Origin of the sequence: Paraburkholderia sp. BCC1884, from assembly GCF_900996225.1 — a bacterium.
In the GTDB taxonomy this organism is placed as follows: domain Bacteria; phylum Pseudomonadota; class Gammaproteobacteria; order Burkholderiales; family Burkholderiaceae; genus Paraburkholderia.
Window position 1 is genome coordinate 45,401 of record NZ_CAAJGL010000134.1, and the last position, 15,085, is coordinate 60,485.

Annotated in this window: 5 protein-coding genes; 4 read left to right on the forward strand and 1 reads right to left on the reverse strand. The window is 62.2% G+C overall.

Going from position 1 to position 15,085, the window contains the following annotated elements; all coding sequences use genetic code 11:
* Positions 1-394 precede the first annotated feature (394 nt).
* Together FQ705_RS29545 and FQ705_RS29550 are read left to right on the forward strand one after the other, a co-directional pair.
* Positions 395-10,297 carry a YadA-like family protein gene (locus FQ705_RS29545; protein ID WP_144147768.1) on the forward strand — a complete coding sequence of 3,301 codons (9,903 nt, stop codon included), beginning with the start codon at positions 395-397 and terminating at the stop codon, positions 10,295-10,297.
* Positions 10,298-10,437: 140 nt separating this feature from the next.
* A complete protein-coding gene (locus FQ705_RS29550) occupies positions 10,438-11,148 on the forward strand; it encodes an OmpA family protein (RefSeq protein ID WP_260854664.1) in 711 nt (236 codons plus the stop codon).
* 70 nt (positions 11,149-11,218) lie between these two features.
* Here the strand turns inward: FQ705_RS29550 and FQ705_RS29555 are convergent, their stop codons facing one another.
* On the reverse strand, positions 11,219-12,064 hold the full coding sequence (locus FQ705_RS29555) for a MurR/RpiR family transcriptional regulator (protein WP_144147773.1): 846 nt from the start codon (positions 12,062-12,064) through the stop codon (positions 11,219-11,221).
* 293 nt (positions 12,065-12,357) lie between these two features.
* On the opposite strand from FQ705_RS29555, the gene edd reads away from it, so the two are divergent.
* Both edd and eda read left to right on the forward strand, forming a co-directional pair.
* Positions 12,358-14,289, forward strand: coding sequence for a phosphogluconate dehydratase (gene edd, locus FQ705_RS29560; protein ID WP_144147776.1), 1,932 nt, complete (start codon positions 12,358-12,360; stop codon positions 14,287-14,289).
* A 2-nt stretch (positions 14,290-14,291) separates the two neighbouring features.
* Positions 14,292-14,933 carry a bifunctional 4-hydroxy-2-oxoglutarate aldolase/2-dehydro-3-deoxy-phosphogluconate aldolase gene (eda, locus tag FQ705_RS29565; protein WP_144147779.1) on the forward strand — a complete coding sequence of 214 codons (642 nt, stop codon included), beginning with the start codon at positions 14,292-14,294 and terminating at the stop codon, positions 14,931-14,933.
* Positions 14,934-15,085 lie beyond the last annotated feature (152 nt).

Consider the following 15,085-nt stretch of genomic DNA (forward strand, 5'->3'; position numbering starts at 1 on the left):
CGTTTGCCACGGCGTTAGGCGCTTCTGCACAAGCGAAGGCGTTTGAGTCGCAGGCTTTTGGGGTGTCTGCGACTGCGTTGAACTCGCAGGATATATCGTTGGGTACAGCCAGCGCGGCGCGCGGGACAGGCGACGGCGCAATTTGCGACTCGACCAACCCTACTAACTGCTCCGATTTCAGCGCGGTCGATCCTTTCAATCTAAGACTACCGCATACGGTGCGGCACTTGCAGTTGGGTCGTCAGCCAAGGCGGATGGTGCTGCCGCAACTGCGATCGGTAATCATGCTTCTGCAACTGGAATCAATACCCTTGCGATTGGAACCCAAGCGTCATCGACTGCCACGGGAAGTGTTGCCCTAGGTGCCGGTTCGGTTGCTGACCGAGCAAACTCGTTGTCTGTCGGTTCTTCGACGGCGCAGCGCCAGCTGGTGAACTTGGCAGCGGGCACGCAGGACACGGACGCGGTGAACGTCAAGCAGTTGAAGAATGCTGGCCTGAGCACGGACACGTCAGGCAACGTGACGAACGCGTTCGTGGCGTACGACAGCACGACGAAGGACAAGGTCACGCTGGCAGGTGGCGCAGCAGGCACGACCATCACGAACGTGAAGGCGGGTACGCTGTCGGCATCGAGCACCGACGCAGTCAACGGTTCCCAACTGTTCACGACCAACGCCAACGTGACAACCGCCCAAGGCGCGGCAGACGCAGCGAAGACTGCCGCATCGACGGCGCAGACGACGGCGGACGCGGCAGCGGTGGCAGCCGGCAACGCGGTGCAGTTCAGCGCGGCGCAAGGCGGCAACGCGGACGTGAAGGGCAAGAAGCTGGTGAACGTGGCAGCAGGCACGGCCAACACGGATGCAGTGAACGTGGCACAGCTGAAGGCAGCGGGCCTGAGCACCGACACCTCGGGCAACGTAACAAACGCATTCGTGGCGTACGACAGCACGACCAAAGACAAGGTAACGCTGGCAGGCGGCGCAGCGGGCACGACCATCACGAACGTGAAGGCGGGCACGCTGTCGGCATCGAGCACCGATGCAATCAACGGTTCACAGCTGTTCGCAACGAACAGCAACGTGACGAACCTGAGCACGACGGTCAACAATATCGCCGGTGGCGGCGGCGTCAAATATTTCCACGTCAATTCAACGGGTAACGACTCGAGCGCGAGCGGAATCGACTCGATCGCTATCGGTTCGGCCGCGAAGACCAGTAGCACGTACGTCGGCGACATTGCGATCGGTATGAACAGCAGCGCGGCTTCCGGTTCGTCGATTGCGTTGGGCAAAGATGCTTACGCAGTATCAAGCGGCGGCATGGGTATGGCCCTCGGTGCAGGTAGCACATCGTCGGGTAAGAGCGCCGTTGCGGTTGGCGGAGGGGCCCTTGCATCGGGCGTCAGTTCTGCGGCGATGGGCGCAGGTGCCGTCGCTTCGGGTGGTAATTCCGCAGCGATCGGCTTGAACGCGCTCGCGTCTGGTAATGAAGCTGTAGCGCTTGGTCATCTTGCGTCTGCATCGACGTGGGGCGCAGTGGCGCTGGGCGACAAGACAGCGGTGACGGGCACCTACTCTACCGCAGTAGGTAATCTGGCGAGCGCTACGGGCTCCAGTTCGGTAGCGCTGGGCAATGGTTCGCTGGCGGATCGCGATAATACGGTCTCGGTTGGCAGCGCGACCACACAGCGCCAGATCGTGAACGTGGCGGCGGGCACGCAGGACACGGATGCGGTGAACGTCAAGCAGTTGAAGAATGCCGGCCTGACGACAGATACGTCAGGCAACGTGACGAACGCGTTCGTGGCGTACGACAGCACGACGAAGGACAAGGTAACGCTGGCAGGCGGCGCAGCAGGCACGACCATCACTAACGTGAAGGCGGGCACGCTGTCGGCATCGAGCACCGACGCAGTCAACGGTTCCCAACTGTTCACGACCAACGCCAACGTGACAACCGCCCAAGGCACGGCAGACGCAGCGAAGACGGCGGCATCGACGGCGCAGACGACGGCGGACGCGGCAGCGGTGGCAGCCGGCAACGCGGTGCAGTTCAGCGCGGCGCAAGGCGGCAACGCCGATGTGAAGGGCAAGAAGCTGGTGAACGTGGCAGCAGGCACGGCCAGCACGGACGCAGTGAACGTGGCACAGCTGAAGGCAGCGGGCCTGAGCACGGACACCTCGGGCAACGTAACAAACGCATTCGTCGCGTACGACAGCACGACGAAAGACAAGGTAACACTGGCAGGCGGCGCAGCAGGCACGACCATCACGAACGTGAAGGCAGCCACGCTGTCGGCATCGAGCACTGACGCAGTCAACGGTTCCCAACTGTTCGCAACCAACGAAAAGGTCGAGCAGAACGCCGAAGACATCGCCCAAAACACCAGCGACATCGCAAAGAACGCCGACGACATCGCTCAAAACACCAGCGATATCACCACCATCAACAACACCATTAAAAATGGCGTCGGCCTGGTCCAGCAAGACCCGACCACCAAAGAAATCACCGTCGCGAAAAACACCGACGGCACCGTAGTAAACGTCGCCGGCACCGCGGGCAATCGCACCATCACTGGCCTCAACGCAGGCCTTAATGACTCGGACGCGTTGGCAGTTTCGCAACTGAAGTCCGCGGGCTTCTCGCTCGACGCAACCGGCGCCGTGACCAACCAGGCGGTTACTTACGCCGCAGGATCGCTCGCATCCGGTTCGCCTGCAATCAAACTCGACGCCGGCCAAGGCGATAGCGAGTATTTCGTCGACGGCGACCGTCGCAAGGGTCTGCTGCCGAAGGGCACGGTCATCAGCAACGTCGCGAGCGGCGTGCAGGATACCGATGCGGCTAACGTCGGCCAGATCTACGACATCGTCAACCAGCTCGGTTCGGGCGGCGACGGCCTGCAGGCAACGCTGCTCAAGGGCGGCATGCTGAAGGCGAGCGCCGGCGGTTCCGGCGTCGACACGACGGGTCTGACCACGTCGTACAAGACAGCAGCGTATTACTCGCAGGTCGCGGGTATGGGCGACAGCATCGGCTCGACCCCGCCGTCGGACGTGGCGCGCGCTGAAGGTGCGGCATCGATCGCGATTGGTTCGAACGCATACGGCAAGGGCTCGAAGTCGACGGCAGTTGGCGTGCAGTCTTACGCATCGGGTACTGACTCGGTCGCATTGGGCTCGGGTTCGGTGGCGAACCTCGACAACACGATCTCCGTCGGCAGCGACGGCACCGGTTCGTACACGGCATATGACGCCAAGGGCAAGGCGTACACGATCCAGAATCAGGCGAACACGCGTCGTCTGGTGAACATGGCCGCGGGTCAGAATGACACGGACGCAGTGAACGTTTCGCAACTCAAGGGCGTGACGACCGCGCTCGGCGGTGGTTCGAGTGTGAACGCGGACGGTTCGGTGAAGGCGCCGACCTACACGGTCAACGGTGCGGATTACAACAACGTCGGCGAAGCGATCGCAGCGGCCGCTTCGACCGGCGGTGGCACGGATCCGAACGCGGTAGCCTATGACGGCGAATCGAAGGACGTGGTCACGCTCGGCGGCGCAGAAGGCACGGCAATCAAGAACGTGAAGGCAGGCGAACTGTCGGCTGACAGCATGGACGCGGTGAATGGTTCGCAACTGTTCGCCACGAACGCAAACGTCGATCAGAACACGGCTGACATCGCGAAGAACGTAGGTGACATCGCAGCGAACACGTCGGACATCACCAAGAACACCGGCGACATCGCAGCTAACACGTCGGACATCGCCAAAAACACCGGCGACATCACCGACCTCAACACGACGGTGACGAACCTGAGCGGCGAGATGGGCGATGCGGTCAAGTACGACGCGTCGACACATGATGTGGTCACGCTCGGCGGCGCCGAAGGCACAACGCTGAAAAACGTGAAGGCAGGCGAACTGTCGGCTGACAGCATGGACGCAGTGAACGGTTCGCAACTGTTCGCGACGAACACGAAGGTCGATCAGAACACCTCGGACATCGCCAAAAACACCGGCGACATCTCGAACGTGGACGCACGTGTAACCAACGTCGAAGGCTCGGTGACGGGCATCACCAACCAGATCAGCAACGGTGAAATCGGCCTCGTCCAGCAGGACGCGACGACGAAGACGATTACGGTGGCGAAGGATCTGGACGGCACGATGATGAACGTGGCGGGTACGGCGGGTGACCGCACGATCAGCGGCGTGAAGGCAGCGACGCTGTCCGCCGACAGCAACGAAGCGGTGAACGGTTCGCAACTGTTCGCCACGAACGCAAACGTCGATCAGAACACGGCTGACATCGCAGCGAATACGTCGGACATTACCAAGAACACCGGCGACATCGCAGCCAACGCCTCGGACATCGCCAAAAACACCGGCGACATCACCAACCTCAACACGACGGTGACGAACCTGAGTGGCGAGATGGGCGATGCGGTCAAGTACGACGCGTCGGCACACGATGTGGTCACGCTCGGCGGCGTCGAAGGTACGACGCTGAAAAACGTGAAGGCAGGCGAACTGTCGGCTGACAGCATGGACGCAGTGAACGGTTCGCAACTGTTCGCGACGAACTCGAAGGTTGACCAGAACACGTCGGACATCACCAGGAACACCGGCGACATCGCAGCCAACACCTCGGACATCGCCAAGAACACCGGCGACATCACCAACCTCAACACGACGGTAACAAACCTGAGCGGCGAGATGGGCGATGCGGTCAAGTACGACGCGTCGGCACATGATGTGGTCACGCTCGGCGGCGTCGAAGGTACGACGCTGAAAAACGTGAAGGCAGGCGAACTGTCGGCTGACAGCATGGACGCAGTGAACGGTTCGCAACTGTTCGCGACGAACTCGAAAGTCGACCAGAACACCTCAGACATCGCCAAAAACACCGGCGACATCTCGAACGTGGACGCACGTGTAACCAACGTCGAAGGCTCGGTGACGGACATCACCAACCAGATCAGCAACGGTGAAATCGGCCTCGTCCAGCAGGACGCGACGACGAAGACGATTACGGTGGCGAAGGATCTGGACGGCACGATGATGAACGTGGCGGGTACGGCGGGTGACCGCACGATCAGCGGCGTGAAGGCAGCGACGCTGTCCGCCGACAGCAACGAAGCGGTGAACGGTTCGCAACTGTTCGCCACGAACGCAAACGTCGATCAGAACACGGCTGACATCGCGAAGAACGCAGGTGACATCGCAGCGAACACGTCGGACATCACCAAGAACACCGGCGACATCGCAGCCAACGCCTCGGACATCGCCAAGAACACCGGCGACATCACCACCCTCAACACGACGGTGACGAACCTGAGCGGCGAGATGAGCGATGCAGTCAAGTACGACTCGGCAGCACACGACAAGGTGACGCTGGACGGCGCGAACGGCACGACGATCGCCAACGTGAAGGCGGGTGTAGCCGACACGGACGCAGTCAACGTCGCGCAGTTGAAGACCGTGGATGCGCGAATCGATACGATCGATCAGAACATGGGCAACATCGGCAACATGGTTGCTTACGACGACGCATCGAAGGGTGCAATCACGCTCGGCGGCACCGAAGGTACCGCGCTGAAGAACGTGAAGGCAGGCGAACTGTCGGCCGACAGCATGGACGCAGTGAACGGTTCGCAACTGTTCGCGACGAACACGAAGGTCGACCAGAACACCTCGGACATCGCGAAAAACGCAGGCGACATCACCAACCTCAATACGACGGTGACCAGCCTGAGTGGCGAGATGGGCGACTTCGTGAAGTACGACTCGTCGGCGCACGATGCAGTCACGCTCGGCGGTGAAGCCGGCACGACCATCAGCAACGTGAAGGCAGGCGTCGCTGACATGGACGCGGTGAACGTCGCGCAATTGAAGGCGGCTGGATTGAACACCGATGCATCGGGCAACGTGACCAACGCGTTCGTCGCTTACGACGATATCTCGAAGGGTAAGGTCACGCTCGAAGGCGCCAACGGCACGACCATCACGAACGTGAAGGCCGGCGCGCTGACCGCCAAGAGCACGGACGCAGTGAACGGTTCGCAGTTGTACACAACCAATCAGGCGATCGGCCAGAACACCACCGACATCGCGTCGCTGAGCGGCAAGATGGCGGACGTGGTCAAGTACGACAGCTCGGTGCACGACAAGGTCACCCTGGCTGGCACGGCAGGCACGACCATCACGAACCTGAAGGCGGCCGCGCTGTCGTCGACCAGCAAGGACGCGGTCAACGGTTCGCAGTTGTACGCAACCAACCAGACCGTGACGCAGAACACCGGCGACATCACCAAGGTCAACGCGCGTGTCACGAATCTCGACAACGCAATGAACGACGTCGTGAAGTACGACACGTCGGCTCACGATCTGGTGACGCTCGGCGGCACGACCGGTACGACGATCACCAACGTCAAGGCTGGCGAGTTGTCGGAAACGAGCACGGATGCGGTCAACGGTTCGCAACTGTTCGCGACGAACAGCAAGCTCGACCAGAACGCGGCTGACATCGCGCAGAACGCCGACGACATCGCAAAGAGCGCCGACGACATCGCGAAGAACACCGGCGACATCACCAACCTCAACACGACGGTGACGAACCTGAGTGGCGAGATGGGCGACTTCGTGAAGTACGACTCGTCGGCGCATGATTCGGTGACTTTCGACGGCAAGGACGGCACGACGCTGTCGAACGTCAAGGCGGGTCTCGCGGACACGGACGCAATGAACGTTGCGCAACTCAAGTCGGCAGGCTTCTCGCTCGACGACAAGGGCATGGTCCAGAACAAGGCCGTGACCTACGACGTTGGTTCGATCGAAGCGGGTGCCCCGTCGATCACGCTGAGCGCCGGTGAAGGTGACAGCAAGTACTTCGTCGACGGCGACCGCCGTAAGGGTCTGCTGCCGAAGGGTACGGTCATCAGCAACGTCGCGAACGGCGTGCAGGATACCGATGCGGCTAACGTCGGTCAGGTCTATGACATCATGAACCAGACCAGCGACAACAGCGTTCAGGCTACGCGCATGCTGAAGGCAAGCGCAGGCGGCTCGGGCATCGACACGACGGGATTGACCACCGCATATAAGACCGCGGCGTACTACTCGCAAGTCGCGGGTATGGGCGACAGCACGGGTTCGACCGCGCCGTCGGACGTGTCGCGCGCTGAAGGTGCCGCATCCATCGCGATCGGTTCGAACGCGTATGGCAAGGGTTCGAAGTCGGCGGCAGTTGGCGTGCAGTCGTACGCATCGGGTACGGATTCGGTGGCGCTGGGCTCGGGTTCGGTGGCGAATCTGGACAACACCATTTCGGTGGGCAGCGACGGTACGGGTTCGTACACGGCATACGACGCCAAGGGTAAGGCGTACACCATCGAGAATCAGGCGAACACGCGTCGTCTGGTGAACATGGCGGCTGGTCAGAGCGACACCGATGCAGTCAACGTGTCGCAACTGAAGGGCGTGACGGCTGCGCTCGGCGGTGGTTCGAGTGTGAACGCGGACGGTTCGGTGAAGGCGCCGACCTACACGGTCAACGGCACGACTTACGGTAACGTCGGCGACGCCATCGCGGCGGCAGCATCGACTGGTGGTAGCGGCGGTGATACCGATCCGAACGCAGTGGCCTATGACGACGCATCGAAGGGTCTGGTGACGCTCAAGGGCGCAGAAGGCACGACGATCGCCAACGTGAAGGCCGGCGAGCTGTCGGCGGCAAGCACGGACGCAGTGAACGGTTCGCAGCTGTTCGCCACGAACGGCAAGGTCGACCAGAACGCGGCGGACATCGCGGCCAACACGTCGGACATCGCCAAAAACACTGGCGACATCGCGGCCAACACCTCGGACATCGCCAAAAACACCGGCGACATCTCCAACGTCGACGCCCGTGTCACCAACGTCGAAGGCTCGGTGACCAACATCACCAACCAGCTGAACAACGGCGAAGTCGGCCTCGTCCAGCAAGATGCAGCGACGAAGACGATCACCGTGGCCAAGGATCTGGACGGCACGATGATGAACGTGGCAGGTACGGCGGGCGACCGCACGATCAGCGGCGTGAAGGCAGCGACGCTGTCGGCGACCAGCACGGAAGCAGTGAACGGCTCGCAGCTGTTCGCTACCAACGCGAAGGTCGACCAGAGCGCGGCAGACATCACGAAGAACACCGGCGACATCGCGGCTAACACCTCGGACATCGCGCAGAACACGAGCGACGTTGCGAAGAACACCTCGGATATCGCAGCCAACACGTCGGACATCGCGAAGAACACGGGTGACATCACCACGATCAACACGCAGATTTCGACGATGACCGGTGAAATGGCTGACGCGGTGAAGTACGACTCGGCAGCTCACGACGCCGTGACGCTGGGCGGCACGAACGGCACGACCATCAGCAACGTGAAGGCCGGTGTGGCCGACATGGACGCAGTGAACGTCGCGCAGTTGAAGGCCGCTGGCCTGAACACCGACGCTTCGGGCAACGTGACCAACGCGTTTGTCGCCTACGACGACGCAACGAAGGGCAAGGTCACGCTCGGCGGCGGCAACCTGGGTACGACGATCGCGAACGTGAAGATCGCTACGCTGTCGGCAACCAGCACGGACGCAGTGAACGGCTCGCAACTGTTCGCCACGAACACGAATGTCGATCAGAACACTGCAGACATCGCGGCCAACACGTCGGATATCGCCAAAAACACCGGCGACATCACGAATCTGGACCAGCGTGTGACGACCAACGAAGGCAACATCACGAATCTGGATCAGCGCGTGACAGATAACTCGGCGTCCATCAGCAGCATCGATGGCCGCGTGACCAACGTTGAAGGCTCGGTGACCAACATCACCAACCAGATCAACAACGGTGAAATCGGTCTCGTGCAGCAGGACAAGGATTCGCACGACCTGACGGTTGCCAAGGGTCTGGACGGCACGCATGTCGACTTCACGGGTACCGCCGGTGTGCGTGAGTTGATCGGTGTGGCGAACGGCACGACCGACGCGTCGGCAGTCAACCTGAGCCAGCTCAAGCCGGCAGTCGATGCACTGGGCGGCGATGCCAAGGTCAACGCCGACGGTTCGGTCACCGGTCCGACGTACCACGTGCAGGGCGGTACGCAGAGCACGGTGGGCGGTGCGCTCGATACGCTCGACGCCAACCTGTCCTCGCTGCAATCGCAGATGGGCAGCGCAGGTGTCGGCATGGTGACGCAAGACGCGGTGTCGCATGACATTCTCGTCGCGGCGAACACCAACGGCACGCGGGTCAACATGGCCGGCACCGCGGGCAACCGCGTGGTGACGGGCGTGGCGGCCGGTGCGGTCAACGCGTCGAGCGTCGATGCTGTCAACGGTTCGCAGCTGTATGCGACCGCGGCCAGCACGGCGGCGGCTCTGGGTGGCGGCTCGACCGTCAACGCCGATGGCACGATCACCGCTCCGACGTACACCGTCGGCGGCACGACCGTGAACAACATGGGCGACGCGATCAGCAACATCGATAACCGTACGACGCAAAACTCGTCGGAGATCGCCAGCATGCAGACGACGATCAACAACTTCGGTGGATCGGTGACGAACGCGGTGCAGTACGACTCGTCCGTGCACGACAAGATCACCCTGGGCGGCTCGACCGATGCAGCGAAGGTGAAGCTGACCAACCTGCAGGACGCGGATCTGTCCGCAACCAGCACCGACGCAGTCACCGGCTCGCAGTTGTGGAACACCAACCAGCAGGTTGCGGATCTGAACCAGCAGGTGAAGAACCAGGCGTCGAGCGGCAGCGGCAACATCGCGATCAACACGGACGGTGGTGCGGCTTCGGCATCGGGTGACAACTCGATGGCGATGGGCGGTGGTGCACAGGCAAGCGGTGCGAACTCGGTGGCAATCGGTAGCGGCTCCGTCGCGGATCAGGACAACACCGTGTCGATCGGCTCGGAAGGCAACGAACGTCGTCTCACGAACGTCGCGGACGGCAAGGCCGGCACCGACGCAGTGAACATGCGTCAGTTCCAGTCGGGCATGACCGAGTTGTCGCGTAACGCTTACAGCGGTGTCGCGGCAGCCACGGCGTTGACCATGATTCCGGATGTCGACCTGGGCAAGACCATTGCCGTCGGTGTCGGCACGGCGAACTACAAGGGCTATCAAGCTACGGCGCTCGGCGCATCGGCTCGTATCACGCAGAATCTGAAGGTGAAGATTGGCGCGGGTATCAGCTCCGGTGGCACGACGGTCGGTGCGGGTGCGTCCTACCAGTGGTAAGCGGCTTGACGGACGGGGCGTGAGTCTGGTCCGTCAACTGAATCTGTTCTGACTTATCTGAAAGCGGGCCCTTGTCGGCAGACCTTGCCGCAAGGGCCGCACTTCACTCGAATCAATTCCCGACAATGAACCTGACCCTGATGAGATATCTTCGCGCGCCGCTGTTGGGCGCGTTTGTGGGCTTCCTCGCTGCGTGTACCACGCAGTCGGGCCCGACCTACACGCTTCGCGCAGTTAGCGTGCCGAATCAAACCTCGTCCGTTTACCGCGTGAGTTGCGATGGACTCTTCGAAAGCTCGAAAAGCTGCGTGCGAGTAGCCGAGGAAACCTGTAAAGCGCAGCCCGTCACGTGGCTTGAATCGATCGACCGTGTGAGCGGTTCGGCGCCGATGAAAGACCCGCGCGAGTTGACCTTCATGTGCGGTCAATCCGTTGCGCAGCAACCCGCGCAGCAACCCGTTTCCCAGCCGGCTCAGCAGCCGCAAGCGCGCCAGGCTGTCCCGCAACGTCAAGTGTTGCTGCAAGGCGATGCGAACTTCGCCACCGACAGCGCAACGCTGAGTCCGTCTGCGAAGACCAGCCTCGACCGCTTCCTCAATGCGAACCAGAGCGTTGTTCTTCGTCGCGTAACGGTGATGGGTTATACCGACAACACCGGTTCCGACGACCATAACCTGAAGCTGTCACAAGCTCGCGCGCAAACCGTCGCACAGTACTTGCGCGACGGCGGCCTGCGCGCCGGGCAATTTATCGCGCAAGGTCAAGGCAGCGCCGATCCGGTCGCGTCCAACGCGAGCGCGGAAGGCCGCGCACGTAATCGCCGAGTCGAAGCGCGGGTGCTGGCTGAATAACCTGCAACGCGTCGTTCTAATTGTTTGACCCGAGGCCTGCCATCGCGCAGGCCTTTTTATCTGGGCTCACTCAACCCGCGTCGTCCGTCCGCAGTCGACCGATCACGCCCTTCGCCTGACCCAACCTCTCCACCAACTCGGGCCCACGCTTGAGCGCCACGCCCACCGCCAGAATGTCGCCGATCGCCAGATGCGACATGCGCGACGTCATCGGCGAAAACACATCGGTCTCTTCCACCACGTTCGAGAACAGGCAAATCGTCGCGACACGCGCGAGCGGCGAACTGCCATGCGTAATCGCAATCACTTTGGCGCCGCGTGCAAGCGCTGATCGAGCCGCTTCGATGATGTCGCGCGTACGTCCGGTATTGGACACCGCCACCACCACATCGCCGGGCTCCAGCAGCGCCGCCGACATGCAATACGTATGCGGATCGGAATACGCGACGCTCGGCATGCCAAGCCGGAAAAACTTGTGCTGGATATCCTGCGCGGCGATGCCCGAGCCGCCCGCCCCATAAAACTCGATGCGCGCCGCATTCGCCAGCAGCTCGACGGCCGCTTCGACGCTATCCGGCGACAGGTTGTTGCGCACTTCGATCAGCGTGCCGATGGTACGGTCGAACACCTTCGCGATGAGTCCGGGCGCGCCTTCATCGGGCCGCACGTCGCGATAGACGGTGGGCACCCCCGACGCAATCCCCTGCGCGAGGCGGATCTTGAACTCGCGAAACCCCGAAAAGCCGAGCGCATGGCAAAACCGCGCGATGGTCGGTTGACTCACGCCCGCGCGGGCGGCCACTTCCGTCATCGACAGATCGAGTACCTCACGCGGCGCTTCGATTATGTAATCGGCCAGCTTGCGCTCGGACGGACGCAACTGGTCGCGCATTTCTTCCACTTGAGACAGCATCATCGGAAAACTCGCACTATGCTGAAGAATGCGTGGACTATATCTGATCGTTAAAGAAGGTACAAAAACTACATTTTACGCCTAGGTGTAATCCCTAATTCAAAGACTAAATTCGGCAGATGGCCGCCGGATAAGCCGATTCGGCGACCCGGGCGTGCCGCGCTGCAACAAGGAACGTCATTGCGATCGTGTAGTTTTTCTACTAACATTGCGTCAGTCGCCTCATCCGACACACCCCTGCGATACCTACCTGGCCACGCGCCTGCGCGCGAAAAGCCAGCGACGAAGGAGCTCCGATGGTTTCCCCGCATTCGCAATTATTGAAGGTCACGCAACGCGTGGTCGAACGCAGCAAGCCCAGCCGCGAGGCCTACCTGGCCCGCATCCAGCAGGCTCAAGGCCAGTTTCCGGCGCGCGGCGCGCTGTCCTGCGCCAACCTGGCGCACGGCTTCGCCGGCCTAGAAGGCAACGACAAACTCGTCATCAAGCAGATCCGCGAGCCGAACATCGGTATCGTCTCCTCGTACAACGAGATGCTATCGGCCCACGCGCCGTACAAAAACTACCCGGACATCATCAAGCAGGCCGCGCGTGAAAACGGCGGCGTGGCGCAATTCGCGGGCGGCGTGCCGGCCATGTGCGACGGCATCACGCAAGGCAACGCGGGCATGGAACTGTCGTTGTTCTCGCGCGAAGTCATCGCGATGAGCACGGCGGTCGCGCTCACGCACAACATGTTCGACGCGGCGCTGTGCCTGGGCATCTGCGACAAGATCGTGCCGGGTCTGCTGATCGGTGCGCTGCAATTCGGCCATCTGCCGACCATCTTCGTGCCGGCCGGCCCGATGGGCAGCGGCCTGTCGAACGACGACAAAGCCAAGACGCGGCAACTCTTCGCGACCGGCAAATGCGGCCGCGACGCGCTGCTCGAAGCGGAAGCCGCCGCATACCACAGCCACGGCACCTGCACCTTCTACGGCACTGCCAACAGCAATCAGATGCTGATGGAGATCATGGGCCTGCATCTGCCGAGTTCGGCTTTCGTGCACCCGCATACGCCGCTGCGCGACGCATTGACCGCGCAAGCCGCGCGCCGCGTGCTCGACCTGACCGTGGATCGCGGCAACTACATGCCGATCGGCCACATCGTCGACGAGAAGGCGATCGTCAACGGCATCGTCGCGTTGCTGGCGACCGGCGGCTCGACCAATCACACGCTGCACCTGGTGGCGATTGCTCGCGCGGCGGGCATCGTGATCGACTGGGACGACTTCGACACGCTGTCGCAAGCCGTGCCGCTGCTGGCCAAGATCTATCCGAACGGCAAGGCGGACGTGAATCACTTCCACGCCGCCGGCGGCGTCGCGTTCCTGGTGCGCAATCTGCTGGAAGGCGGCTTGCTGCACGAAGACGTGAACACAGTGGCGGGCAAGGGCCTGCATCACTACACGGAAGAGCCGAAGCTGATCGACGGCAAGCTGCAATGGGTGCCGGGCACTGCAACGAGCGAAGACACGTCCGTGCTGCGCGACATCAAGGAGCCGTTCCAGGCGGACGGCGGTTTGCGTCTGATGCAGGGCAAGCTGGGCCGTGGCGTGATCAAGATCTCGGCAGTGGCGTCGCAGCATCGCAAGGTGAAGGCGCCGGCGATCGTGTTCGATTCGCAGGAAGCCGTGCAGGCCGCCTTCGACAAGGGTGAACTGACGCGCGACTTCGTCGCCGTGGTGCGCTTCCAGGGCGCGCGGGCAAACGGCATGCCCGAACTGCATCGTTTGACGCCGCTGCTCGGTGTGTTGCAGGATCAAGGTTTCCACGTTGCGCTCGTCACCGACGGTCGTATGTCGGGTGCATCGGGCAAGGTGCCGGCGGTGATCCATGTGTCGCCGGAAGCGCTGTTGCAAGGGCCGATCGGCAAGGTGCGCAGCGGCGATATGCTGGTGATCGACGCCGAAGCCGGCGTGCTTGACATCGAGATCGACGCGGCTGAATGGGATGCGCGACCGAATGCCGTGCCGCAGCATCAGGCAGAAAACGAAGTCGGCTTTGGCCGCGAACTGTTCGGTGTGTTTCGCGCAGCGGCCGCGCCGGCAGAGCAGGGCGCCTCGGTGTTCGGCGCGATGGTGGGCGAACAGACGGCGCAGCATGGCCACGAGGCCAGGGCACATACCGGCCAACACACTGATCAACACGCCAGCGCCAGCGCGGCGCTGCAGAAACAAGGAGTCTGACTATGACGGCGAAAACAGTAAGCGAAATCGTGCGCCTCGGCCCGGTGATCCCGGTGCTCGCATTCGACTCGGCTGAGCAGGGCAAACACGTGTCGCGCGCGCTGCATGCGGGTGGCGTCAAGGTGCTGGAAATTACGTTGCGCACCGCAGCAGGACTGGAAGCGATCGAGCGCGCCAGCAATCTGGCGGACGACATCGTGGTCGGTGTCGGCACGATTACGAAGCCCGAGCACTGCGCGCAGGCGAAGAAAGCGGGCGCGCAGTTCGGCGTTTCGCCGGGCCTCACGAAAGACATGCACAAGGCCGCGCAGGACGCCGGCTTGCCGTTGCTGCCGGGCGTGATGACGCCGAGCGACATCATCGCCGCACTCGAACTCGGCTACGAGATCGTGAAGTTTTTCCCGGCGCAGCAAGCCGGTGGCGTGCCGATGCTGCAAGCGTTCCATGGTCCGTTTCCGACGCTGAAGTTCTGCCCGACCGGCGGCATCACCGCTGAAACGGCCACGCATTTCCTGTCGCTGCCGAACGTGGTGTGCGTCGGCGGATCGTGGCTCACGCCGAAATCCGCGCTGGCCGCGCAGAACTGGGACGAAGTCACGCGTCTCGCGCGTGCCGCCAGCCAGTTGGCCGCCCCGGCTCATTAAGTTGCGACACCACGTACGTTAGCCTTCAGATAACACGGGCCGACGCACAGGAGCCTCGTCGAATCAGCCGCTCTGGCTGTTCCGGCGAGGCTCATTTTGTATCCGCGTGGCGGATTGGCGCGCGCATAAAGTCAACAGACAGTAAAATTCCA